A 24,972-nucleotide genomic window follows, 5' to 3' on the forward strand; every position below is an offset into this window, starting at 1 on the left:
GTTAGCCTCTGGCTCCGTATTTCTTCTTCCACAGGACAACCAGTGAGCCAATCAGGCCGAAGACCAGCAGAACCACAGGCAGCAGCATCAGGCAGGACATCAGCTGGTCTTCATATTTCATAAAGACCGGCGTTTTACCCAGCGCATAGCCGAGCGTCGTCAAAATAAGCACCCATAACAGGCCGCTCATCCAGTTAAAGAACTGGAAGCGCGTGCTGCTCAACCCCGACAGACCGGCAATGGTCGGCAACAGGGTGCGAACAAAGGCGATAAAGCGGCCAATCAGCAGCGCGGAAAGCCCGTGCTTGTGGAACAGATGGTGCGCCCGCTGGTGATAATGCGCGGGAAGATGAGAGAGCCAGTTCTGGACGATCCGGGTATTGCCCAGCCATCTTCCCTGGATATAGCTCACCCAGCAGCCGAGGCTGGCCGCAACGGTGAGTAATAAAATGGTGTGTGGAAACGCCATCGCCCCTTTGGCACACAGCACGCCGACAAGCACCAGCAAACTGTCACCGGGCAGGAAGGCTGCAGGCAGCAAACCGTTCTCAAGGAACAGGATCATAAACAAGACGAAATAGAGCATGCCAATCATGGAAGGGTTGGCCAGCGTTTCAAAATCCTGCGCCCAGAGGGCATGCAGTAGTTGGGTCAAAAGTTCCATTCAGTGTTCCTGGAAATCGGTTAACGTCACGCCTGTTATCCGGGACAAACAGCACGGCGACATTGTTGTGATTTCATTATGGTCGCTCGCGGACACATTGCGGTGTGGCCAACACTGTTCCCTGTTAATTGGCTGGTTAGCAAGCACTAACTTACAAAATAAGGAATTGAATCCAATTGTAACAAAGCCCAACGTTCTGCGTCACAGAATTTGCAGGGGTGAGTTGATTTTGGCGTAAGCCCAGGAAGTGAGCGAGGGGATTTACAAAGGCTGACACTATATATGTTTTGCTTACCCATGTAAGCCGGAAGGCGCGACGTAGCGCCTGCCAGCAGAAAGGTCATCTATTTTGCGGCACTGGAAGCCGTATCGAGATGAACAACCGGATTATCGGCAAAAAGATAGCGGTCAGCGTTAAATTCGAAGTCATCGCTGGTTTCGTTGAACAGCATCTGCTTGGTGTTTTCCAGGTGCTGCCACATCGCCAGCTTGGCGGCATGCGGATCTTTACGAATCAGCGCTTTAAGGATTTGGTCGTGATCGTCGCACCAGTTGTCGACGGTACGTGAATCGATATGGTCGTGCAGTTTTTTCCAGTACGGGTTGTGAACGCGCTGAGTCCACATTTTTTCTACGATTGCCGCCAGCGCCGTATTTTGGGTTGCCAGGGCGACCTGAACGTGGAACTGCAGATCCCACTCTGAATCGCGGAAACATTTTTCCTTACGGGCATTTTCCTGGATCTCCATCAGCTTCATGATGTCCTGCTTGGTCACCTGCGTGGCTGCAAACTCAGCAATATTGCTTTCGATCAGCTGGCGAGCCTGGAGCAGCTCGAAGGGGCCATAGCTGGCGAATTCCAGACTTTCGTCCGCGACGGGAGAGTGTTTCGGCAGATTAGAAATCACGTGAATGCCGGAGCCCTTGCGTACCTCAACGTAGCCTTCCACTTCCAGCATGATAATTGCTTCACGCACCACGGTGCGGCTGACGCTTTTTTCATCCGCGATAAAGCGCTCGGCGGGAAGTTTATCACCGACAAGATAGACCCCTTGCTCGATGCGATCTTTCAGCTCCGCAGCAAGTTGTTGATATAAACGACGTGGTTCGGTGATTTCCATATGCGCTCCAGGCAGGGTACGGCAGATGATTTGTTATACCACTTTTGCGTGCCACTCTCCAGATTTTGCCATTAAAAAAGCCGCTACTGAGCGGCCTTTAAATGCCCGGCGGCGCTGCGCTTACCCGGCCTACGGTTTCGTTGGGTGGTGTAGGCCGGGTAAGGCGAAGCCGCCACCCGGCACAACAATGCTAACTCTGCGTCGCCGGTTTCCCGAGGGACTCTTTCGCCAGCTCCTCTGCCGATTTGCTTTTCAGCACCGTCCAGATAACCACCGCACCCATCAGGTCGAAGATCGCCAGCACCGCGAACAGCGGGCTGAAGCCGATGGTATCCGCCAGCGCGCCGACCACCAGTGCAAACATGGTGCTCGCGGTCCAGGCGGCCATGCCGGTCAGACCGTTGGCGGTTGCCACTTCGTTACGACCAAAGACGTCAGACGAGAGCGTAATCAGCGCGCCGGACAGGGACTGGTGCGCAAAGCCACCGATGCACAGCAGGGCAATGGCAACGTACGGGCTGGTGAATAGGCCGATCATGCCCGGGCCGATCATCAGCAGCGCGCCCATGGTCACCACCATCTTACGCGAAACGATCAGGTTCACGCCAAACCAGCGCTGGAACAGCGGTGGCAGGTAGCCGCCCACGATACAGCCCAGGTCAGCGAACAGCATTGGCATCCAGGCGAACATCGCGATCTCTTTCAGGTTAAAGCCGTAGACTTTAAACATGAACAGGGGGATCCACGCGTTAAAGGTACCCCAGGCCGGTTCAGCCAGGAAACGCGGCAGGGCGATACCCCAGAACTGACGGGTGCCCAGGATCTGCCAGACGGTCATTTTTTTGCCATTGTTGGTCTGATGCTGCGCTTCCTGACCGCCAATGATGTATTCACGTTCTTCTTCGGAGAGTTTTTTCTGATCGCGCGGGTGTTTATAGAAAACCAGCCACGCCATCGCCCAGGCAAAGCTCAGCACGCCAGAGATAATAAACGCCATTTGCCAGCTGTGCATCACGATGGCCCACACCACCAGCGGCGGCGCTATCATCGCCCCGATGGACGAGCCTACGTTGAAGTAGCCGACCGCAATGGAGCGCTCTTTCGCCGGGAACCACTCGGAGCTGGCCTTCAGGCCCGCCGGGATCATCGCGGCTTCAGCCGCACCGACCGCACCGCGCGCCAGCGCCAGTCCACCCCAGCTGCCTGCCAGCGCGGTTGCACCGCAGAACACCGCCCAGGCGATGGCGAAGAAGGCATAACCGATTTTGGTACCGAGAATATCCAGCACATAGCCAGCAACAGGCTGCATGATGGTATAAGCCGCGGAATAGGCGGCAATGATGTAGGAGTATTGCTGCGTGGAGATATGCAGCTCTTCCATCAACGTTGGCGCTGCTGCTGCCACGGTGTTACGCGTCAGGTAGCCCAGCACGGTGCCTAACGTCACCAGTGCGATCATATACCAACGTAACCCTTTAATTTTACGCATCTAAAACCTCATCGTTATGTTATTTCCGCGCCAGAGCACGGCAACCTCTCAACCGTTTCCGGGAGCAGTTGTGTAACGGGAGGGGCGTAACCAGGAGCATGTCCCGGAACGGCCCGAACCTTGCCATAAGTAAGCGTGCATAAGTCGGTATCCGTACCGTTAAACCCGATGTCTCTCACACCGGTAATGCATTCCGTCGGCTTATAGTTTGCGACGGCGAAAAGATAACTTGTCATACAACTTTAAAAGGTGAGTGACATCACAAATGTATGATTCTTTGTGGGGACATTATCCGTTGCGCGCAAAGCCAGTAATGGCGGGGGCTGCAGAAGGGTTTACTCCATTGAGGGTAATTTATTTGTTGGCGTTTATTGATCTCACTCACGAAAAAAGCTTCGGTTGGTGGAAATTGGTGTGATAACTTTGCAGCATATGAACATACGCTTTCTGCGCTCCCGTAATGAGGAAGACGATAATGACGCCGTTTATGACCGAAGATTTTCTGTTAGATACCGAATTTGCTCGCCGCCTGTACCACGACTACGCAAAAGACCAGCCGATTTTCGACTACCACTGCCATTTACCGCCGCAGCAGGTTGCCGGAAATTATCGCTTCAAAAACCTGTATGACATCTGGCTGAAGGGTGACCACTACAAATGGCGCGCCATGCGCACCAACGGCGTGGCTGAGCGCCTGTGTACCGGCGATGCGACCGACCGCGAGAAATTTGACGCCTGGGCGGCGACCGTTCCGCACACCATCGGCAACCCGCTCTACCACTGGACCCATCTTGAGCTCCGCCGTCCGTTTGGCATCACCGGCAAACTGCTCTCCCCAACGACCGCGGATGAAATCTGGGATCGCTGCAACGCGCTGCTGGCGCAGGATAACTTCTCCGCGCGCGGCATCATGAAGCAGATGAACGTGAAGATGGTGGGCACCACCGACGATCCGATCGACTCCCTGGAGCATCATGCTGTTGTCGCGAAAGACACCTCTTTCGATATCAAAGTGCTGCCAAGCTGGCGCCCGGACAAAGCCTTCAACATTGAGCAGGCTACCTTCATCGACTACATGGCGAAGCTGGCGGAAGTGTCGGATACCGACATCCGTCGTTTTGCTGACCTGCAAACCGCGCTGACCAAACGTCTGGATCACTTCGCGGCGCACGGCTGTAAAGTGTCTGACCACGCGCTGGACGTGGTGCTGTTTGCAGAATCAAACGAAGCCGAGCTGGACAGCATGCTGGCACGTCGTCTTTCTGGCGAAGGCTTAAGCGAGCACGAAGTGGCGCAGTTTAAAACGGCGGTGCTGGTATTCCTCGGTGCGGAATACGCGCGTCGCGGCTGGGTACAGCAGTACCACATCGGGGCGCTGCGCAATAACAACCAGCGCCAGTTCAAACTGATCGGCGCTGACGTGGGCTTCGACTCCATCAACGACCGTCCGCTGGCGGAAGAGCTGTCAAAACTGCTGAGCAAACAGAACGAACAAAACCTGCTGCCTAAAACCATCCTGTACTGCCTGAACCCGCGCGATAACGAAGTGCTGGGTACCATGGTCGGCAACTTCCAGGGCGAAGGGATGCCGGGCAAGATGCAGTTCGGTTCCGGCTGGTGGTTCAACGATCAGAAAGACGGCATGGAGCGTCAGATGACGCAGCTGGCGCAGCTGGGCCTGCTGAGCCGCTTTGTCGGCATGCTGACCGACAGCCGCAGCTTCCTGTCCTATACCCGTCATGAATACTTCCGCCGCATTCTGTGCCAGATGATTGGCCGCTGGGTGCACGCAGGCGAAGCGCCAGCGGATATCCAGCTGTTGGGCGAAATGGTGAAAAACATCTGCTTTAACAATGCGCGTGACTACTTCGCCATTGAACTGAACTAAGGCCGTTTGAGGTTGATATGCAATACATCAAAATCCATTCGCTGGATAATGTGGCCGTCGCGCTGACGGATCTCGCTGAAGGCGACGTAGTGACCGTGGATAACCAGAGTGTCACCCTGCGTCAGGCGATCGTTCGTGGACACAAGTTTGCCCTGATCCCCATTGCGAAAGGGGAGAATGTGGTGAAGTACGGTTTGCCCATCGGTCATGCGCTGGCGGATATTGCGCCGGGTGAATATATTCACTCCCACAATACCCGCACCAATCTGAGCGATCTGGACGAGTACAGCTATCAACCTGATTTCCAGGCGGAAGCCGGGCAGGCGGCAGATCGTGAGGTGCAGATCTACCGTCGCGCCAGCGGCGAGGTGGGGATCCGCAACGAGCTGTGGATCCTCCCGACCGTTGGCTGCGTCAACGGTATTGCGCGTCAGATCCAGACGCGCTTTTTGAAAGAGACCAACGATGCCGAAGGCACTGACGGCGTGCATCTGTTCAGTCACACCTACGGCTGCTCGCAGCTGGGTGACGACCACATCAATACCCGCACCATGCTGCAAAACATGGTGCGCCACCCGAACGCGGGCGCGGTGCTGGTGATTGGCCTGGGCTGCGAGAACAATCAGGTGGACGCCTTCCGCGACACGCTGGGCGAATTCGACCCTGAGCGCGTGCATTTTATGGTGTGCCAGCATCAGGATGACGAAGTGGAAGCGGGCGTTGAACAGCTTCACCAGCTTTATGAGGTGATGCGCCACGACAGGCGCGAGCCTGGCAAGCTGAGCGAGCTGAAGTTTGGGCTTGAGTGCGGCGGGTCTGATGGCCTTTCCGGCATTACCGCCAACCCGATGCTGGGCCGCTTCTCGGATTACGTGATTGCCAACGGCGGCACGACGGTGCTGACCGAAGTGCCGGAAATGTTTGGCGCGGAACGTATTCTGATGAGCCACTGCCGTGACGAAGAGACGTTTGAAAAAACCGTCACCATGGTGAACGATTTCAAACAGTACTTCATTGCCCACAATCAGCCGATTTACGAGAACCCGTCGCCGGGTAACAAAGCGGGCGGGATCACCACGCTGGAAGAGAAATCCCTCGGCTGCACCCAGAAAGCGGGCGCGAGCCAGGTGGTTGACGTTCTGCGCTACGGCGAGCGACTGAAAACGCACGGTCTGAACCTGCTGAGCGCACCGGGCAACGATGCGGTCGCCACCAGCGCGCTGGCGGGTGCAGGCTGTCATATGGTGCTGTTCAGCACCGGTCGCGGCACGCCTTACGGCGGCTTTGTGCCGACGGTGAAAATCGCCACCAACAGCGAGCTGGCGGCAAAGAAAAAGCACTGGATCGACTTTGATGCGGGCCAGCTGATCCACGGCAAAGCGATGCCGCAGCTGCTGAGGGAGTTCGTGGACGCTATCGTGGAAATTGCTAACGGCAAGCAGACCTGCAACGAGAAGAACGACTTCCGCGAGCTGGCGATTTTTAAGAGCGGTGTGACGCTTTAATCGGTGCGGCCTGATGCCCTCACCCTGGCCCTCTCCCACGGGGAGAGGGTACAAACCCTAAAAACGACAACCTCAGGGTTGCCGTTTTGCGTTTACCCTGTAGGCCCGGTAAGGCGTAGCCGCCACCGGGCTTTTGTTTTTAACTGCGCAGGGCGTTCTTCGCTAAACGCGCGTCTTCCGCCTGGCATACGGCGGCGGTGAACATCACGTCGGTGGAGGAGTTAATCGCCGTCTCGCAGGAGTCCTGCAATACGCCGATGATAAAGCCCACCGCAACTACCTGCATGGCGATCTCGTTCGGGATGCCGAACATATTACACGCCAGCGGGATCAGCAGCAGGGAACCGCCCGCCACGCCGGATGCGCCGCAGGCACAGAGCGCAGCAACGACGCTCAGCAGCAGCGCCGTTGGCAGATCCACCGGGATACCCAGCGTATTGACCGCCGCCAGCGTCAGCACCGTGATGGTAATTGCCGCCCCCGCCATATTGACGGTCGCCCCCAATGGGATTGAGACGGAATAGGTATCGCGGTCCAGATTCAGCTTCTCACACAGCGACATGTTGACCGGAATATTCGCCGCAGAGCTGCGGGTAAAGAAGGCGGTCACGCCGCTTTCGCGCAGGCACATCAGCACCAGCGGGTACGGGTTACGGCGGGTCTGCAGGAACACCAGCAGCGGGTTAATCACCAGCGCCACCACGGCCATACAGCCGATCAGTACCAGCAGCAGTTGGGCATAGCCCCACAAGGCCCCAAAACCGGTCGTTGCCAGCGTCGAGGCGACAAGACCAAAAATACCAATCGGTGCGAAGCGGATCACCACCGTCACGATAAAGGTCACGGCATTAGAAACGTCGGTGATCAGGTTTTTGGTGGTGTCATTGCTATGGCGCAGGGCAAAGCCCAGGCCCACCGCCCACACCAGAATGCCGATATAGTTGGCGTTGATCAGCGCGTGAATCGGGTTTGCCACAATGCTCATCAGCAGGCCGTGCATCACCTCAACAATGCCCGCAGGTGGGGTAATGTCTGTTGCGCCGGTGGTCAGCTGCAGCGTGGAAGGGAAGATAAAGCTAACGATAACCGCCGTCAGCGCGGCGGAGAACGTACCCAGCAGGTACATCCACAGAATCGGGCGAATATTGGTTTTTTGCCCCTGCTGGTGGTTGGCGATTGAGGCCATCACCAGGGTCAAAACCAGAACCGGCGCGACCGCTTTCAGCGCGCCGACGAACAGCGTGCCGAGCAGGCCGGTGGCCTCGGCGGCAGGTTTCGAGATCAGTGCCAGCGCGATGCCGAGCACAAGGCCAACCAGTATTTGCTTAACGAGGCTGCCGCGCGACAGACGCGCAAACAGACCAGACGAGGATGTGGTCATGGAGGTTCCTTAAGTGAAATTGCGTTCCATCCCGGATGTGCTCTTAGTCACATTTATGTCCGGATGTAAGTAAATGTTTGCCTGGTCGAGTATAGGGAAAGTGTCTTGGGAGGGAAGCGTAAAATGCTGGATTTTACGTGTTGCGTCATGTTTTTTAACTATTGATTAACGAAAGTGCCGGGTGGCGCTACGCTTACCCGGCCTACATTGCATTTCCCCCTCTCCCTGTGGGAGAGGGTCGGGGTGAGGGCATCAGTCCGCACCGAATGTTTTATTCCACCTGCTGCTTCTTATCGTGCTGGCGGTTAACCCAGGTATTGATAATCAGCGTCACGATCAGAATGCCAAACACCACGCCGAGCGAAATGGCGATCGGGATATGGTAGAAATCGACGATCAGCATCTTGATGCCGATAAACACCAGGATCACCGACAGACCGTACTTCAGCATCGAGAAGCGCTCCGCCGCGCCTGCCAGCAGGAAGTACATCGCACGCAGGCCGAGAATGGCGAACAGGTTTGAGGTCAGGACGATGAACGGGTCGGTGGTCACCGCGAAGATAGCCGGAATGCTGTCGACCGCGAAAATCACGTCGCTCAGCTCAACCAGAATCAGCACCAGCAGCAGCGGGGTGGCAAACAGCAGGCCGTTCTTGCGCACGAAGAAATGCTCGCTCTCGATCTTGTCGGTCATGCGCAGATGACCACGGATCCACTTCACCAGCGGGCGATCGCCAATCGCGGAGCCGTCCTCTTTCGCCAGCGCCATTTTGACCCCGGTGAACAGCAGGAACGCGCCGAAGACGTACAGCAGCCATTCGAACTGGGTAATCAGCCAGCTGCCGGCGAAGATCATGATGGTACGCAGGATAATCGCGCCCAGCACGCCGTAAACCAGCACGCGGCGCTGCAGTGCCGCAGGCACGGCAAAGTAGCTGAACAGCATCAGCCAGACGAAGACGTTATCAACCGCCAGGGCTTTTTCAATCAGATAACCGGTGAGGAAGGCGAGCGCCTGAGGATCGGCCACCGCGCGGCCTTCGGTCGAGGCCAGGTACCACCAGAAGGCGGCACAGAAGAGCAGGGAGAGGGTGACCCACACCAGAGACCAGGCCGCAGCCTGTTTGATGCTCATGCCGTGTGCGCAGCGACGCCCCTGCAAAAAGAGGTCGATCGCCAGCATGATGAGCACGACAACCGCGAATACGCCCCACAACATTGGAGTGCCGACAGAATGCATACTATTTTCCTTACACATAAAAAACAAAAACGGCCATGGTCAGAAGACGATAGCCGTTAGCTTTTTATGCATAGACCTCGCCTTCCGGCAAGGTCTCACTTACAACCACGAGGGTTGCCCGGCGACCGGATGCGTGATTAACGCATCGTAATGACGATCCACCGGCGAAGAAGTTACTCCCCTTTGCAGGTAACAAAATATGTCAGACCATTGGTTTCGTCAATGGTCTGCGCCGTTTCATTACACAGCTTTACGCGATAGCTTCCGCGCTCACGCCGTCTGCCGGGAACACCACGCCGGTCTGACGGCGGATCTCCGTTTGCAGCTTCGCCGTGGTGCGGCTCACCGCCAGGCCAGGGTGATTCACTTCGTTGTCTTCCACCAGACGGGCGAAGACCTCTGCCTCATAGAGCATAGTGTTAATATGCTGAGGCTGCGTCAGCTCCTGCGCTTTGCCGCCGCGCGGCACAAAGCTCACTTTCTGACACTCGGAGATCTTCTCAATAACCAGCGAGCCCGCCTCGCCCTGAATTTCGCTCGGCAGCACGGAATCGCTGACTTTGGAGTGCTGCAGCGTGACGCTGAAATCACCGTAGTCCAGCACCGCTAAGCCGTGCGCATCCACGCCGCTCTCCAGCAGGCTGGCGGTGGCCGTCACGCCGTGCGGCTCGCCCCACAGCGCCACGGCGGAGGCCAGGCAGTAAAAACCGATATCCATAATCGAGCCGTTCGAGAAGGCCGGGTTAAAGGTGTTCGGGTTCTCGCCGTCCAGATAGCGCTGGTAGCGCGACGAGTACTGGCAGTAGTTGATAAAGGCTTTACGCACTTTGCCAATTTTCGGCAGGGACTGCTGCAGTAGAAGGAAATTCGGCAGGCTGGCGGTTTTGAACGCTTCGAACAGCACCACCTGATTTTCGCGGGCAAGCGCAATGGCCGCTTCCACTTCCTGGATATTTGACGCCAGCGGCTTCTCGCAAATCACATGCTTTTTATGGCTGAGGAACAGCTTTGTCTGCGGGAAGTGCAGGGAGTTCGGGCTGGCGATATACACCGCGTCAATGGCGTCGCTTTGCGCCATGTCCTCAAGCGAAGTGAAGAGATGCTCAACGAGGTAGTCGTTGGCAAAACTCTGCGCCTGCTCAAGGCTGCGGGAATAGACTGCGGTAAGTTTAAGTTTGCCGGTTTCGTGGGCGGCGTCGACGAACTGGCGCGTGATCCAGTTCGTACCAATGACTGCGAAACGTATCATAAACGTTTACGTACTCCGTAGCGGGGAACCTTTAGCCACTGTAGCACGTCATCATGACAATTCGCGTGCGCTATTCCGCATTACCATTTAACGATAAATGCGTAAGCCATAGCCGGGTATCAAACTCCAGCTGGTGGTACTGCGGCTCCATGTGGCAGCACAGGGAATAGAACGCTTTGTCGTGCTCTTTCTCCTTCAGGTGCGCCAGCTCGTGGACGACGATCATCCGCAGAAACGCCTCCGGCGCGTTACGGAAAACCGTCGCGACGCGGATTTCGGCCTTCGCCTTCAGCTTGCCGCCCTGCACGCGTGAAATCGCAGTGTGCAGGCCGAGCGCGTTTTTCAGCACGTGGATCTTGTTGTCGTACATCACCTTGTTGATCGGCGGCGCGCTCTTCAGATACCGGCTTTTCAGATCCTGCGTATACTGCCAGAGGGCCTTATCGGTCGCGAAATCGTGCGTGCCGGGATAGCGTTTTTCCAGCACCGCGCCGAGCTTCTGCTCGGCAATCAGGCTGCGAACCTGAGTCAGTAAATGCTCCGGATAGCCCTGGAGATAAGTAAGTTGGTTCATCAACGCCCCAAATCGACAATAAAACGGGTATACTCACGCACCCTTTTCAGGGATACGCCAAATTTTACCATTCAGGAGGGCCGATGAGCCACTTAGACAACGGTTTCCGTTCACTCAACCTTAAACGTTTCCCGGAAACGGACGACGTTAACCCGCTCATGGCGTGGGAAGCGGCGGATGAATATCTGCTGCAGCAGTTGGATGAGACTGAAATCCGCGGCCCGATTTTGATCCTGAATGACGCGTTTGGCGCGCTGGGCTGCGCCCTGGCGGAGCACACGCCATACAGCATCGGCGATTCCTACCTGAGCGAGCTGGCGACGCGTGAAAACCTGCGCCATAACGACATCGAAGAGTCCAGCGTGAAGTTCCTCGACAGCACCGCGGACTACCCGCAGGCGCCGGGCGTGGTGCTGATCAAAGTGCCAAAAACCATGGCGCTGCTGGAGCAACAGCTGCGTGCGCTGCGTAAAGTGGTGACGCCGGAAACGCGCATCATCGCGGGTGCTAAAGCGCGCGATATTCATACCTCGACGCTGGAGCTGTTCGAAAAAGTCCTCGGCCCGACCACCACGACGCTGGCGTGGAAAAAAGCGCGCCTGATTAACTGCACCTTCAGCGCGCCGGAGCTGGCCGACGCGCCGGAGACCCTGAGCTGGAAGCTGGAAGGCACCGACTGGACCATCCACAACCATGCGAACGTCTTCTCCCGCACCGGGCTGGATATCGGGGCGCGTTTCTTTATAGAACATCTGCCGGAAAATCTGGAAGGTGAGATTGTCGATCTGGGCTGCGGCAACGGCGTGATTGGCCTGACGCTGCTGGCGAAGAACCCGGACGCCAGCGTGGTGTTCAGCGACGAGTCGCCGATGGCGGTGGCCTCCAGCCGTCTGAACGTGGAAATCAACATGCCGGAAGCGCTGGACCGCTGTGAGTTTATGATCAACAACGCGCTGTCTGGCGTAGAGCCGTTCCGCTTCAACGCCGTGTTCTGCAACCCGCCGTTCCACCAGAAGCACGCCCTGACGGATAACGTCGCGTGGGAAATGTTCCACCACGCGCGCCGCTGCCTGAAAATCAACGGCGAGCTGTACATCGTGGCGAACCGCCACCTGGACTACTTCCACAAGCTGAAGAAGATTTTCGGCAACTGCGTCACCATTGCGACCAATAACAAGTTCGTGGTGCTGAAAGCGGTGAAGCTGGGACGTCGTCGTTAAGATTGGGGATGTGCGGCCTGATGCCCGGTGGCGCTTCGCTTACCGGGCCTACAACGGCCTCGAACCCGTAGGCCCGGTAAGCGAAGCGCCACCGGGCGATGCCGTTAAATACTCAGAGCCAACTTCGTCCCCTGCGCAATTGCCCGCCGCGCGTCCAGCTCCATCGCCACGTCGCACCCGCCGATCAAATGCACCGTTTTACCTGCTTCGCGCAGCGGATCCGCCAGATCGCGCTTTGGCTCCTGCCCGGCACATAGAATCACATGATCCACACGCAGCAGCTGCGGCTCGCCGCCGATCGTAACGTGCAGACCCTCGTCGTCGATCTTCTGGTAGCTGACCGCCGGGATCATCTTCACCCCGCGTGAGAGCAGGGTGGCGCGGTGGATCCAGCCCGTGGTTTTGCCCAGCCCTTCGCCCGGCTTGCTGGCCTTACGCTGCAGCATCACGATCTGGCGCGGGCTTTTCGGCAGCTGCGGCCCTTCCGGGCGCAATCCGCCGGACTGATTCAGGCTGGTGTCGATACCCCATTCCACGCAAAACTCGGCAATGTTCTGGCTGGTGGCCTCGCCCGGCTGGCTTAAATACATGGCGGTATCAAAGCCGATCCCGCCGCAGCCGATAATCGCCACCTTCTCGCCAACCGGCGTTTTGTCTCGCAATACGTCCAGATAGCTCAACACCTTCGGATGATCGATACCTTCGATCGCCGGCAGGCGCGGTACGATCCCGCTCGCCAGGATCACCTCATCGAAACCGATCAGATCCGCCGCGCTGACAAACTGGTTAAGCCGCAGATCGACGCCCGTCAGCTCGATCATCCGGCGGTAGTAGCGCAGGGTTTCATAGAACTCCTCTTTGCCGGGGATCTGCTTGGCGATATTAAACTGCCCGCCAATCTCCGCCAGCGCATCAAACAGCGTCACGCTGTGCCCGCGCGAGGCGGCATTTATCGCAAACGCCAGCCCCGCCGGGCCTGCGCCCACCACGGCCAGGCGTTTTTTATTTACCGCCGGAACGACCGGCATTTTGGTTTCATGGCAGGCGCGCGGGTTGACGAGACAGGAGGTGACCTTGCCGACGAAGATCTGATCCAGACAGGCCTGGTTACAGCCGATGCAGGTATTAATCTCGTCCGCACGGCCGCTTTGCGCTTTGGACAGCAGCTCGGCATCCGCCAGGAACGGACGCGCCATCGACACCATATCTGCGTCGCCTCGCGAAATCACATCGTCTGCCACCTGCGGATCGTTAATGCGGTTAGTGGTCACCAGCGGAACAGACACTTTGCCCTTCAGCCTGCGCGTTACCCAGCTGAACGCCGCGCGCGGCACCGGCGTGGCGATGGTCGGGATGCGCGCCTCGTGCCAGCCAATTCCGGTGTTGATAATCGTGGCACCTGCGGCTTCAATCGCCTGCGCCAGCTGCACGGTTTCGTCGAACGTCCCGCCGCCTTCCACCAGGTCGAGCATCGACAGGCGGAAGACGATAATAAAGTCCGCGCCCGCGCGTTCGCGCACCGCGCGCACCACCTCCACGGCAAAGCGCATCCGGCGGGCATAGTCGCCGCCCCATTCGTCGTCGCGCTGGTTGGTGCGGGCGGCGAGGAACTCGTTGATCAGGTAGCCTTCTGAACCCATCACCTCAACGCCGTCGTAGCCCGCCTCGCGGGCCAGCGCCGCGCAGCGGGCGAAGTCGTCAATCAATGCCAGGATCTCATCGTGGGTGAGGGCGTGAGGTTTAAAACGGTTAATCGGTGCCTGAAGAGCCGACGGCGCGACCAGGTTCGGCTGATAGCTGTAGCGTCCGGTGTGCAGGATTTGCAGGGCGATTTTGCCGCCCTCGCGGTGTACCGCGTCGGTCACAATGCGGTGGTGCGGCAGCTGTGACGCATCGTTCAGGACCGCGCCGCCCTCCATGCCCACGCCGGAAGGCGCAGGGGCAACGCCGCCGGTGACAATCAGCGCCACCCCGTGTCGGGCGCGCTCGGCATAGAAGGCTGCCAGACGCTCGGCCCCGTCCGGATGCTCCTCCAGCCCGGTGTGCATCGAGCCCATCAGCACGCGGTTTTTGAGGGTGGTGAACCCCAGATCGAGAGGGGCGAATAACGACGGGTAGCGGCTCATAGTCTCTTCCAGTGTAAAATTATTGTTATGTGGTCGGATGAGTTACTAATTTAGCCAGCGGGGAGTAAAAGGGAAAAGGCGAATGCAGTGATTGTGATGGAATTCAAATATTGGTGTGGCCTGATGCCCTCACCCTAACCCTCTCCCACGGGGAGAGGGGACGTAATCTCCCTCTCCCTCAGGGAGAGGGCCGGGGTGAGGGGGATGTCCGCACTAGCCCCGGTGCCTGCCACATCGACGTCGTCAGCCCGCTGTCCACCAGCCCAAGCTGGTCGGCGTACACCGCCTGCCATTTCTGCATCATGCCGTCGTACAGCTCGCGGTGCTGCGGGTTTGGCGTGAACTCGCGGCTCCACTTCACGAGGCGCTCGCCCGTTGAGGCCATATCGGCAAACAGCCCCGCGCCAGCACCTGCCGCGATGGCGCAGCCGAGCGCCGTCGCCTCTTTCACTTCCGGCACGCGCACCGGCAGGCCGGTGACGTCGCTTAAAATCTGACTCCACAGGGCGCCTTTGGCCCCGCCGCCCGCAAACACCAGGCTCTCAAACGTCACGCCGGAGAAGCGTGAAATTTGCGCCAGGTTGCAGGCCGAGACGATCGCCGCATTCTCCTCCAGAGCGCGGAACAGCGTCGCTTTGTTGCACTTTTCCGGGTCGATGGAGAGGTTAATAAACGACGGCGCGGCGTGGTACCACTGCTTAAAATGCATCGCGTCGGAGAAGATCGGCATTACCCCGTGGGAGCCAGCCGGTACGCGGCTCGCCATCTCTTCCAGCAGGGAGTAGGTGTCCATCCCCATCCGCTCGGCAATCAGCTTTTCCTCCGCGCAGAAGGCGTCGCGGAACCAGCGCATGGTCAGCCCGGTAAAGAAGCTGATCGACTCCGCCTGCGCCATGCCGGGAATAACGTGCGGGTTCACGCGGATGTTCATCTCGGGGTCGGTGCGCACCTGCGGCAGGTTCACCACCTGCTGCCAGAAGGTGCCGCCCAGCACCGCCGTTTGCCCGGCGCGGACCACGCCCAGCCCCAGACAGCCCAGCTGCACGTCGCCGCCGCCCATCACTACCGGGGTACCTTCGCGCAGGCCGCTCTGCTGCGCGGCCTCTTTGGTGATAGCGCCCAGCACGGTGCCGGTCTCTTTCACCGGGGAGAGGATATCGGCGCGCAGCCCGGCCATGTCGAGCAGCGCCGGACGCCAGTCGCGGGAGAAGAGATCCAGCATGCCGGTGGTGCCCGCGTTAGACGGGTCGACCGCCAGCTCGCCGGAGAGCTTCGCCGCCAGCCAGTCGCTGATCATGGTGATGGTCGCGGCCTTGCGGTAAATATCCGGACGATGGTGCGCCAGCCACAGGAGGCGCGGCATGGCGCTCAGCGCCAGCGTCTGGCCGGAAACCTCATACACTTCGGATTCAAAGCGGTCGTCGTGGATCTCTTTGAGTTCGGCCACCTCGCGGCTGGCGCGGGCGTCGACGTTGGCGCAGGCCCAGATGGCCTCGCCGTTGCGGTCATAGAGCACAATGCCCTCTCGCATCGAGCAGCAGGCGACGGACTGAATGTCCGCCGCGCTCAGGCGCGCGCGCTCCAGCGCCTGATGAATGCACCGGCAGGCCAGCTGCCAGTTGGTCTCGAGGTCGAACTCCATCGACCCCGGCACGTTCTCCACGCTCAGGTGCTTCCACTCGGCCTGGCCGACGGCAACCTGGTTGCCCTGTAAATCGAAAATAACGGCGCGAACGCTGCCTGTCCCTGCATCTAACGCTAAAAGGTAACTCATGAGCTTGCCTCGTTGTTAGCGCAGGGCAACCCCGTTACGTCAGGGCCAGCACCGCGCGGGCTGTCGTCTCCTCCGTCACCAGGCCATTGATACGGCGACCCTTCAGTGCGGCATAAATCGCATCGGCTTTCTCTTCCCCTCCGGCCACGCCAACGATGGTGGGCAGCTGCGCCAGTTCATCGAGCGTGACGCCCAGCAGTTCTTTATGGATCTCCAGTTCCTCAACGCATTCCCCTTCGGCATTGAGGAAATAGCCGAGAATGTCGCCGACCGCGCCTTTGCGGGCGTACATCAGCTGTTCACCTTCGCTGATGTAGCCGGAACGCAGTATCGTCGCGTCACGGCGCTGGTTAACCGAACCAATGCCGACCACGGCGACGTCGGCGGCGGTGGCGGCGAGGATCACGTCCCGCACGCTGGTCTCGCGTTTTAAGATCCCGGCCACCTCGGCGGATGACACGCGAAGCGGGGCGGGGATCATGCTGACGCTGCAGGCCGCGTCCAGCTGGCCGATACCGGTCATATACGGCCCGACGCCGCCGGAGAGCGTCACCAGGCGGATCTGCTGCGAGCTGATAAAGCCGCTCAGGTGCTGCAGGCTGCTCATGGTGGTTTCACCAAACCCCACCGCCAGCAGCTGGCCGGGCTCCAGCACGCCCATCAGCGACTGCGCCGCGCCAATGCCGAGCCGCACGTTCATCGGCGGCGTATTTAACGCGGGCATCACGCGCACCAGCTTCAGGCCAAAGCGCTGCTGTAGCTCGGTTTCCAGCGCCAGGCAGCCCTCGTAGCGGGAGTTGATCTGCACGCGTATCACCCCGGACTGACGGCCCTTTTCCAGCAGGCGAGAAATCTTCAAACGCGGCAGCCCGAGCCGCTCGCCGATGTCGTTCTGGGTCAGCCCGTCGTGGTAGTAGCACCAGGCCACGCGCGCTACGAGTTCCTCTTCCGCCAGTGCCAGCCCGGCAAACCGTCCTTCTTCCGCAGTGCGTTTATCGCTCATAGTTGAACTCTTATAAAAATTTAGATCATATGTTCGTGATGGCGCGAAGGGAAAGTGTGAGCCACGCGACAAAACGGATCTTTTAGATCGTTTCTGGTTTATCTGTATCTCAATCGATAAAACTGTGATCCCTGCACGGTTGTAAATATAGTTCACCGTCTACGCTTTTGAACATTATTAAATCTAAAAATCATTTGTTCAATAGCGGAGCGATGATGACCTCACTTCTCGACGCGCGGAATATCAGCAAGCAGTTCTCAGGCGTGCCGGTTCTAAAAGGCATTGATTTCACGCTGCTTGCGGGCCAGGTGCACGCCCTGATGGGCGGAAACGGCGCGGGAAAATCGACGCTGATGAAGATCATCGCCGGGGTCGAAATGCCGGACGGCGGTGAACTTTCCGTCGAGGGGCAGTCATATGCGCGGCTCACGCCCGTGCAGGCGCACAGGTTAGGCATTTACCTGGTGCCGCAGGAGCCGCTGCTGTTCCCCAACCTGACGGTGCGGGAAAACATCCTGTTCCGCCTGCCGCGCGAGCGCGATCTGGAAAAGCGGCTAGCGGAGAAGCTCCAGCAGCTGCAGTGCCAGCTTAGCCTCGACGCCGCCGCCAGCACCCTGGAAGTGGCGGATCAGCAGATGGTGGAGATCCTGCGCGGGCTGATGCGCAATGCCAGGATCCTGATCCTCGACGAACCCACGGCCTCCCTCACGCCGGGCGAAACCGAGCGGCTGTTCCGCCAGATCCGTGCCCTGCAGGCGCTCGGCGTCGGGATTGTCTTTATCTCGCACAAGCTGCCGGAAATTCGCATGCTTTCGAGCCACGTCTCGGTGATGCGCGACGGCGCGGTGGTGCTGAGCGGCGAAACCGCGCAGTTTGACGACGGCGCCCTGATCGCCGCCATGACGCCGGTAAGCCGGGAGAAATCCCTCAGCGATACGCAAAAGCTGTGGCTGGCGCTGCCGGGCAACCGCCGCACCCAGCCGCAGGATTTCCCGGTGCTGCGGGTGGACGATCTCACCGGAGAAGGGTTTATCGATCTTAGCCTTGAGATCTACGCCGGGGAGATCGTCGGCCTGGCCGGGCTGGTGGGATCCGGGCGCACCGAGCTTGCGGAAACGCTCTACGGCCTGCGTCCCGTGCGCGGCGGCCGCGTCTGGCTGGAGAATCAGGAGATCACCGGCGAGCCGGTAAGTTCACGCCTGGAAAAAGGGCTGGTCTACCTGCCGGAAGACAGGCAGGTGTCCGGCCTGTTTCTCGACGCGCCGATCCGCTGGAACACCGTGGCGCTGAACGAGCCGTCTATCTGGCAGCAGCGCAAGCGGGAGTCGGCGGTGGTGGAGCGCTATCACCGGGCGCTGGGGATCAAGCTCAACCATGCGGATCAAACCGTGCGCACGCTCTCCGGCGGCAACCAGCAGAAGGTGCTGCTGGCGCGCTGCCTGGAGGCCAATCCTTTACTGCTGATCGTCGATGAACCGACGCGTGGCGTGGACGTCTCGGCGCGCGCCGATATCTACCAGCTGATAAAAAGCGTGGCGGCGCAGAACGTGGCGGTGCTGATGATCTCAAGCGATCTCGACGAGTTCCCGGGCCTCGCGGACCGGGTGCTGGTGATGCATCAGGGCGTGCTCAGCGGCGAGCTGCCGCGCCACGCCGTCAGCCTCGACAGGATGATGGCGCTGGCGTTCGGAGGGCAATCATGAAGACCTTACTCAAAAACCGCGAGCTGAGCGCGTTTCTCGCGATTCTGGCGCTGTTCGCCGTGCTGGTGGCGCTGAATCCATCCTATCTGAGTTTACAGACGCTGGGGATGATTTTCGCCAGCTCGCAGATCCTGATCCTGCTGGCCATCGGCGCGGCGCTGGTAATGCTGACCCGCAATATCGACGTGTCCGTGGGCTCCATCGTTGGGCTGTCCGCCATCGCCGTCGGCGTGGCGCTGAATAGCGGCTACAGCCTGCCGGTTTCCATTCTCTTCGCGCTGTCTATTGGGGCGCTGGCCGGGGCGTTCAACGGGTTTCTGGTGGTGGGGCTGCGTATCCCGGCGATTGTCGCCACACTCGGTACGTTGGGACTGTACCGCGGGGCGATGCTGCTCTGGACCGGCGGAAAGTGGATTGAGGGGCTGCCGCCGGGGCTGAAATCCCTATCTGAGCCAGCCGCCGTCGGCATTTCGCCGCTCGGCATGCTGGTGTTGATTATCGCGGCCACAGGCGCGTGGACGTTGTCGCGCACCGCGTTCGGTCGTGATTTCTACGCCGTGGGGGATAACCTCGCCGCCGCGCGCCAGCTGGGCGTGGCGGTGAACCGCACCCGCATGATTGCCTTTACCCTGAACGGCATGCTGGCGGCCTGCGCCGGCATCGTCTTTGCCGCGCAGATTGGCTTTGTGCCCAACCAGACCGGCAGCGGGCTGGAGATGAAGGCCATCGCCGCCTGCGTGCTCGGAGGGGTTTCGCTGCTGGGCGGCACGGGCACGCTGGTTGGCGCGCTGCTCGGTGCCTTCTTCCTGACCCAAATCGACACCGTGCTGGTGCTGTTCAGGCTCCCTGCCTGGTGGAACGACTTTATCGCCGGGCTGGTGCTGCTGGGCGTTTTGGTGCTCGACGGGCGCCTGCGCCAGGCGCTGGCGCGCCATCAGCGGGCGCTGAAGTACGGCCGCTTCCAGCCGGGTAACAAAGGGGGAAAGCACGTCACCCCGTTTCCCAAACGCAAAAAAGAGGTGGCGTAAATGAGGCTTAACTGGGAAAGCGCGCTGCTGATTTTACTGGTGCTGGAGATCCTGCTCTTTGGCGCCATCAACCCGCGCATGCTCGACGTCAACATGCTGCTGTTCAGCACCAGCGACTTCATCTGCATCGGCATCGTGGCGCTGCCGCTTACGCTGGTCATCATCAGCGGCGGGATCGACATCTCCCTCGGCTCGACCATCGGCCTGTGCGCCATCGCGCTGGGCGTGATGATGCAGGCGGGGTGGCCGATGGCGGTCGCCGTTCCGCTGACGCTGCTGCTCGGCCTGCTGTGCGGATTATTTAATGCCGCGCTTATTCACTACACCGGCATCAGCCCGCTGGTTATCACCCTCGGCACGCTCTACCTCTACGGCGGCGGCGCGCTGCTGCTCTCCGGCATGGCGGGCGCGACGGGCTATGAGGGCATCGGCGGCTTTCCGGACGGCTTCACGGCGTTCGCAAACCTCACGGTGCTGGGTCTGCCGATCCCGCTGGTGCTGTTCGCGGTGATTACCGTCTTCTTCTGGCTGATTACCCACCGCGGGCGCTTTGGTCGTCATCTGTTTTTGATTGGGCAAAACCCGCGCGCGGCGCGCTATGCGGCGCTGTCGGTGAACGGCATTCCCTACGCGCTGTACGGGCTGGTGGGCGTGGCATCGGCGATTGCCGCGCTGGTGATGGTCTCCTATTTCGGCTCCGCGCGTTCGGATCTGGGGCGCGATTTGCTGATGCCTGCGCTCACCGCCGCCGTGCTCGGCGGGGCCAATATCTACGGCGGGTCAGGTTCGGTTGTCGGTACGGCGCTGGCGGCGCTGCTGGTGGGCTACCTGCAGCAGGGTTTACAGATGGTCGGTATCCCTAACCAGGTGTCGAGCGCGCTGTCAGGGGCGCTGCTGGTTGTGGTGGTGATGGGACGTTCGCTGAGTCTGCACCGCGAGTGGGTGCGTTCTCTCTTTAGAAAACTATCCGGAGCGTAAGATGAAAACAAAACTGTTCGTCCTGGCAATGGCCCTCAGCTTCGCCTCGGCGCAGGCGGCGGACCGCATTGCCTTTATTCCGAAGCTGGTGGGCGTGGGCTTCTTCACCAGCGGCGGCAACGGCGCGAAAGAGGCGGGGAAAGACCTCGGCGTGGACGTGACCTACGACGGCCCGACCGAGCCGAGCGTCTCCGGCCAGGTGCAGCTCATCAATAACTTCGTCAACCAGGGCTATAACGCCATCATCGTCTCCGCCGTGTCGCCGGACGGTCTCTGCCCGGCGCTCAAGCGCGCGATGCAGCGCGGCGTCAAGGTCCTGACCTGGGATTCCGACACCAAACCGGAGTGCCGCAGCATCTACATCAACCAGGGGACGCCGGAGCAGCTGGGCGGCCTGCTGGTGGAGATGGCGGGCAAGCAGGTCACCAAACCGAACGCTAAAGTGGCGTTCTTCTACTCAAGCCCCACCGTTACCGACCAGAACCAGTGGGTGAAAGAGGCGAAGGCCAAAATCGAGAAAGATCACCCCCAGTGGCAGGTCGTGACGACCCAGTTTGGCTATAACGACGCCACCAAATCGTTGCAGACCGCCGAAGGGATCTTAAAAGCGTATCCGGATCTGGATGCGATCATCGCCCCGGACGCCAACGCGCTGCCGGCGGCGGCGCAGGCGGCAGAAAACCTGAAGCGCGAAGGGGTGGCGATTGTCGGATTCAGCACGCCGAACGTGATGCGTCCGTACGTTGAGCGCGGCACGGTGAAAGCCTTCGGACTGTGGGATGTCGTACAACAGGGCAAAATTGCGGTCAATGTCGCCGATCGCCTGCTGAAAAAAGGCGATCTTAACGTGGGCGACAGCGTGGACGTAAAAAATATCGGCGCGCTGAAGGTCGAGCCGAACAGCGTGCAGGGCTACCAGTATGAGGCGAAGGGCAACGGCATCGTGCTGCTGCCGGAGCGCGTGGTGTTCACCAAAGAGAACATCAGCAAATACGATTTCTGACGGGGGAGCAAATGGCTGATTTAGACGACATCAAAGACGGCAAGGATTTTGGCATCGGCACGCCGCAGCAGAACGTGCCTTACACCCTGAAGGGCTGCGGCTCGCTGGACTGGGGCATGCAGTCCAGGCTTGCGCGCATCTTCAACCCGCAGAGCAACCGCACGGTGATGCTGGCCTTCGACCACGGCTACTTTCAGGGGCCGACCACCGGCCTTGAGCGTATCGATCTCTCTATCGCGCCGCTGTTTGGTGAAACCGACGTGCTGATGTGTACCCGCGGCATCCTCAGAAGCCAGGTGCCAGCCGCGACGAACAAACCGGTGGTGCTGCGCGCCTCCGGCGGTAATTCGATTCTGGGCGAGCTGTCGAACGAGTGCGTGGCGGTGGCGATGGAGGACGCCCTGCGCCTGAACGTCTGCGCGGTGGCGGCGCAGGTGTACATCGGCAGCGAGTTTGAGCATCAGTCGATCAACAACATCATCAAGCTTGTCGATGCGGGCGCGCGCTACGGCATGCCGACGCTGGCGGTGACGGGCGTGGGCAAAGAGATGGCGCGTGACGCGCGCTATTTCTCGCTCGCCAGCCGCATCGCCGCCGAAATGGGGGCGCAGTTCGTCAAAACCTACTACGTGGACGAGGGCTTTGAAAAAGTGACCGCCAGCTGCCCGGTGCCGATTGTCATCGCCGGGGGCAAAAAGCTGCCGGAGCACGAGGCGCTGGAGATGTGCTGGCGGGCGATTGACCAGGGCGCGTCGGGCGTGGACATGGGGCGCAACATCTTCCAGTCCAGCGCGCCGCTCGCCATGCTGAAGGCGGTGAAAAAAGTGGTTCACGAGAACTGGAATGCCCGCGATGCGTTCCAGTTCTGGCAGGAAGAGAAACAGGGAGAAGCAAAATGAACGTGACGCTGGTTGAAATCAACATCAAGCCCGAGCGGGTGGACGAGTTTCTGGAGGTGTTTCGCGCCAACCACGAGGGGGCAATCCAGGAGCCGGGAAACCTGCGCTTTGACGTATTACAGGACCCGAGGGTGAAAACCCGGTTCTTTATCTACGAGGCCTATAAAGATGAGGAGGCGGTGCTGGCGCACAAGCAAACCCCGCACTATCTGGCGTGCGTGGATAAGCTTGAGGAATTGATGTCAGAGCCGCGTAAGAAACGCAGTTTTGTGGGGCTGTTGCCGGAGTAGCGGATTTGCCCGGTGGCGCTGCGCTTACCGGGCCTACGGGTACGGGATGGTGCGGTGTTTGCCCGGTGGCGCTAACGCTTACCGGGCCTACGGGTGCGGGATGGTGCGGTGTTTGCCCGGTGGTGCTGACGCCTACCGGGCCTACGGGTACGGGATGGTGCGGTGTTTACCCGGTGGTGCTGACGCTTACCGGGCCTACGGGGGCGAGGCTGTGTTGATTTTGTAGGCCGGGTAAGCGCGAGCGCCACCCGGCGTTGTTCAGGCCAGAGCCAGATCCGCAAGTATCGCAGCAAGCGCTTCGCGCGGCTCACCCTGAAGAGCCTGAAGCGGGAAGGGAAGCGCGGGTGTTTCCACTTTCCCCAGCATCTCTGCCGCTGCCGCTACCACCCGTAAGCTGCCGTATCGACGGAACAATTCCCACAGCGGCTCCAGCCGCTCGGATTGTGCCGACTCTTTCGAACGTGCAATCGCCAGCGCCGTTTGAGGGAACAACCCCGCGAGAACCGAGTACCAGACGTCAAACCCGGCCTGCAGGGCGGAGGCCGCTCGCCAGTCACCGGCGATGCCCAGCGTGACGTTTTCAGGAAGACGAGCGCGTACCTGCAACAGGTTCTCCGGCACGCGGCCAAGCTTTATGGACCCTATATTCGGCAGGGCCGCGGCGGCAAATAACAGTTCATCGCTAAACGAAAAACCGGTGGTGGCGGGATTATCATAAATGCACAACGGTACGGAGAGCTGGCGGGTCACCGTTTCATACAGATTAAATACTTCATCTTCCGTTAATCGCTGGTACGACACGGGTGCCAGCAGCACGCCGGAGACACCTGCCGATTGCGCGTCGTCAGCCAGACGCAGAATATCGTCCAGCCGTAATGCGCCGATGCTGACGATGACCGGAATGTCATCAGCATGCGCCACCGCGCAGCGTGTAATTTGACCGCGCTCTTCAACGGTCAGATAGGCATAACTTCCCGTTGAGCCCAAAATGCCCAGTGAATCCACGCCAGCGTCGACCACGGGGCGCAGAAGATTGATGAAGGAGTGCTCGTCAAACGTCCCCTCTCTCAGGGGCGTTAACGGAAACGCGCTTAACCCGTGAAACATCGTATTGTCCTCTTACAGCGTCAGAAGCTGAACCCGAGCCGTTGCCCCCGGCATCAGCCGCTGCAGGTTGTTGATGAGCTCTTCTCCTGCCTCTTCCAGTGCCGCAAGCGGCATCGACGGTAGGCTTTCAAGAATAAACCACATAGATTGCGCCCGGCTGTCCAGGCGCGTACGCACCCCCTGTCGCCAGTTCCAGCGGCGGCAGGTGACGCCGAGGTCGTCGCGCCAGATAACCTCGCCAGCATCCGGGTATTCCACCACCGGCTGGCCCTCTTTGAGGGTATCAAACGGCTCGCTGCCGTCGGCCAGCGTCAGACGCGGCGCACTCGTGTACGCCGCGAGATTTTCCCCACCCACCGGGATGGCATAGCGAATGCTCACCGCGTTATAGATATCCACGACCGGATCCAGCGACGGCAGCGAACCGTCTTTCAGTACCCGCTTGCGCAGGGCCGCAGCGGAACAGGGCGTGCGTTTCGGTTTCGCGCCGAAGGCTTTAAACACCTCATCCCAGTCTGAAAGGTGTGCATCAGCCCACGGCACATCATCATTCAACATCTGCTGGCAGGCCTGCGCCAGCGCGGCGGCGGCAACCTCCGGGTGAGTAATCGGCGCAGCTTCAACCAGAATGCTCAGCGCCCGAAAGCCCGGAGCGATCCCGGCAAGATGCGAATCTATTGACGGCGTAACGAGAGACATAAATAATCCTGTATTGACTGTTTTATACCAT

Annotated in this window: 21 protein-coding genes; 9 read left to right on the top strand and 12 right to left on the bottom strand. The window is 59.6% G+C overall.

Going from position 1 to position 24,972, the window contains the following annotated elements; genetic code table 11:
* Position 1: 1 nt before the first annotated feature.
* The 3 genes from yqjA to P346_RS10930 form a co-directional block, all read right to left on the bottom strand.
* Positions 2-664 (bottom strand): DedA family general envelope maintenance protein YqjA, encoded by a 663-nt coding sequence (gene yqjA, locus P346_RS10940; protein ID WP_024906405.1) that lies wholly within the window; start codon positions 662-664, stop codon positions 2-4.
* A gap of 344 nt (positions 665-1,008) precedes the next feature.
* Positions 1,009-1,785, bottom strand: coding sequence for a transcriptional regulator ExuR (gene exuR / locus P346_RS10935; RefSeq protein ID WP_023309288.1), 777 nt, complete (start codon positions 1,783-1,785; stop codon positions 1,009-1,011).
* 190 nt (positions 1,786-1,975) lie between these two features.
* Entirely contained in the window at positions 1,976-3,274 is a 1,299-nt protein-coding gene (locus P346_RS10930) for an MFS transporter (RefSeq protein WP_023309287.1), read from the bottom strand.
* A 475-nt stretch (positions 3,275-3,749) separates the two neighbouring features.
* Here P346_RS10930 and uxaC point away from each other — a divergent pair, with 475 nt between their 5' ends.
* A complete protein-coding gene (gene uxaC / locus P346_RS10925) occupies positions 3,750-5,162 on the top strand; it encodes a glucuronate isomerase (RefSeq protein WP_032659782.1) in 1,413 nt (470 codons plus the stop codon).
* A 17-nt stretch (positions 5,163-5,179) separates the two neighbouring features.
* Positions 5,180-6,667 carry a UxaA family hydrolase gene (locus tag P346_RS10920; protein ID WP_032659784.1) on the top strand — a complete coding sequence of 496 codons (1,488 nt, stop codon included), beginning with the start codon at positions 5,180-5,182 and terminating at the stop codon, positions 6,665-6,667.
* Positions 6,668-6,806: 139 nt separating this feature from the next.
* On the opposite strand, the gene sstT is transcribed toward P346_RS10920, so the two are convergent.
* The 4 genes from sstT to P346_RS10900 form a co-directional block, all read right to left on the bottom strand.
* Positions 6,807-8,048 (bottom strand): serine/threonine transporter SstT, encoded by a 1,242-nt coding sequence (gene sstT / locus P346_RS10915; RefSeq protein WP_032659787.1) that lies wholly within the window; start codon positions 8,046-8,048, stop codon positions 6,807-6,809.
* Positions 8,049-8,319: 271 nt separating this feature from the next.
* On the bottom strand, positions 8,320-9,288 hold the full coding sequence (locus P346_RS10910) for a TerC family protein (protein ID WP_032659789.1): 969 nt from the start codon (positions 9,286-9,288) through the stop codon (positions 8,320-8,322).
* Positions 9,289-9,538: 250 nt separating this feature from the next.
* On the bottom strand, positions 9,539-10,537 hold the full coding sequence (locus tag P346_RS10905; RefSeq protein WP_032659792.1) for a Gfo/Idh/MocA family protein: 999 nt from the start codon (positions 10,535-10,537) through the stop codon (positions 9,539-9,541).
* Between the two features lie 70 nt (positions 10,538-10,607).
* Positions 10,608-11,111, bottom strand: coding sequence for a YgjP-like metallopeptidase domain-containing protein (locus P346_RS10900; RefSeq protein WP_023333531.1), 504 nt, complete (start codon positions 11,109-11,111; stop codon positions 10,608-10,610).
* 83 nt (positions 11,112-11,194) lie between these two features.
* Between P346_RS10900 and rlmG the strand changes: the two genes are divergently transcribed.
* Positions 11,195-12,331, top strand: a complete 1,137-nt coding sequence (gene rlmG / locus P346_RS10895; protein ID WP_032659793.1) for a 23S rRNA (guanine(1835)-N(2))-methyltransferase RlmG — start codon at positions 11,195-11,197, stop codon at positions 12,329-12,331.
* A gap of 104 nt (positions 12,332-12,435) precedes the next feature.
* On the opposite strand, the gene P346_RS10890 is transcribed toward rlmG, so the two are convergent.
* From P346_RS10890 to lsrR, 3 genes are all read right to left on the bottom strand, one after another.
* A complete protein-coding gene (locus P346_RS10890) occupies positions 12,436-14,457 on the bottom strand; it encodes an NADPH-dependent 2,4-dienoyl-CoA reductase (protein WP_032659795.1) in 2,022 nt (673 codons plus the stop codon).
* A gap of 178 nt (positions 14,458-14,635) precedes the next feature.
* Positions 14,636-16,231 carry an autoinducer-2 kinase gene (gene lsrK, locus P346_RS10885; RefSeq protein WP_032659797.1) on the bottom strand — a complete coding sequence of 532 codons (1,596 nt, stop codon included), beginning with the start codon at positions 16,229-16,231 and terminating at the stop codon, positions 14,636-14,638.
* A 34-nt stretch (positions 16,232-16,265) separates the two neighbouring features.
* A complete protein-coding gene (gene lsrR / locus P346_RS10880) occupies positions 16,266-17,234 on the bottom strand; it encodes a transcriptional regulator LsrR (RefSeq protein WP_010435856.1) in 969 nt (322 codons plus the stop codon).
* Positions 17,235-17,449: 215 nt separating this feature from the next.
* Between lsrR and lsrA the strand changes: the two genes are divergently transcribed.
* The 6 genes from lsrA to lsrG are packed head-to-tail and all read left to right on the top strand — an operon-like array spanning position 17,450 to position 23,135.
* A complete protein-coding gene (gene lsrA, locus P346_RS10875) occupies positions 17,450-18,937 on the top strand; it encodes an autoinducer 2 ABC transporter ATP-binding protein LsrA (RefSeq protein WP_032659800.1) in 1,488 nt (495 codons plus the stop codon).
* Positions 18,934-19,965 carry an autoinducer 2 ABC transporter permease LsrC gene (lsrC, locus tag P346_RS10870; protein WP_032659803.1) on the top strand — a complete coding sequence of 344 codons (1,032 nt, stop codon included), beginning with the start codon at positions 18,934-18,936 and terminating at the stop codon, positions 19,963-19,965. The genes lsrA and lsrC overlap by 4 nt, the downstream gene beginning before the upstream one ends.
* Entirely contained in the window at positions 19,966-20,943 is a 978-nt protein-coding gene (gene lsrD / locus P346_RS10865) for an autoinducer 2 ABC transporter permease LsrD (protein WP_032659805.1), read from the top strand.
* A gap of 1 nt (position 20,944) precedes the next feature.
* Positions 20,945-21,946: an autoinducer 2 ABC transporter substrate-binding protein LsrB gene (gene lsrB / locus P346_RS10860; protein ID WP_023333523.1), complete on the top strand. Its 1,002-nt coding sequence runs from the start codon at positions 20,945-20,947 to the stop codon at positions 21,944-21,946.
* An 11-nt stretch (positions 21,947-21,957) separates the two neighbouring features.
* The gene (gene lsrF / locus P346_RS10855) at positions 21,958-22,845 is read left to right on the top strand and encodes a 3-hydroxy-5-phosphonooxypentane-2,4-dione thiolase (RefSeq protein ID WP_029741387.1); all 888 of its coding nucleotides are present in this window, start codon (positions 21,958-21,960) and stop codon (positions 22,843-22,845) included.
* Positions 22,842-23,135, top strand: a complete 294-nt coding sequence (lsrG, locus tag P346_RS10850) for a (4S)-4-hydroxy-5-phosphonooxypentane-2,3-dione isomerase (RefSeq protein ID WP_008503162.1) — start codon at positions 22,842-22,844, stop codon at positions 23,133-23,135. The genes lsrF and lsrG overlap by 4 nt, the downstream gene beginning before the upstream one ends.
* Before the next feature lie 258 nt (positions 23,136-23,393).
* On the opposite strand, the gene P346_RS10845 is transcribed toward lsrG, so the two are convergent.
* The gene (locus P346_RS10845; RefSeq protein ID WP_032659808.1) at positions 23,394-24,242 is read right to left on the bottom strand and encodes a dihydrodipicolinate synthase family protein; all 849 of its coding nucleotides are present in this window, start codon (positions 24,240-24,242) and stop codon (positions 23,394-23,396) included.
* A gap of 12 nt (positions 24,243-24,254) precedes the next feature.
* Positions 24,255-24,941 (bottom strand): B3/B4 domain-containing protein, encoded by a 687-nt coding sequence (locus P346_RS10840; RefSeq protein WP_032659810.1) that lies wholly within the window; start codon positions 24,939-24,941, stop codon positions 24,255-24,257.
* Between the last annotated feature and the right edge of the window lie 31 nt (positions 24,942-24,972).

Source organism: Enterobacter sp. DC1, from assembly GCF_000568075.1.
Lineage (GTDB): Bacteria > Pseudomonadota > Gammaproteobacteria > Enterobacterales > Enterobacteriaceae > Enterobacter > Enterobacter asburiae.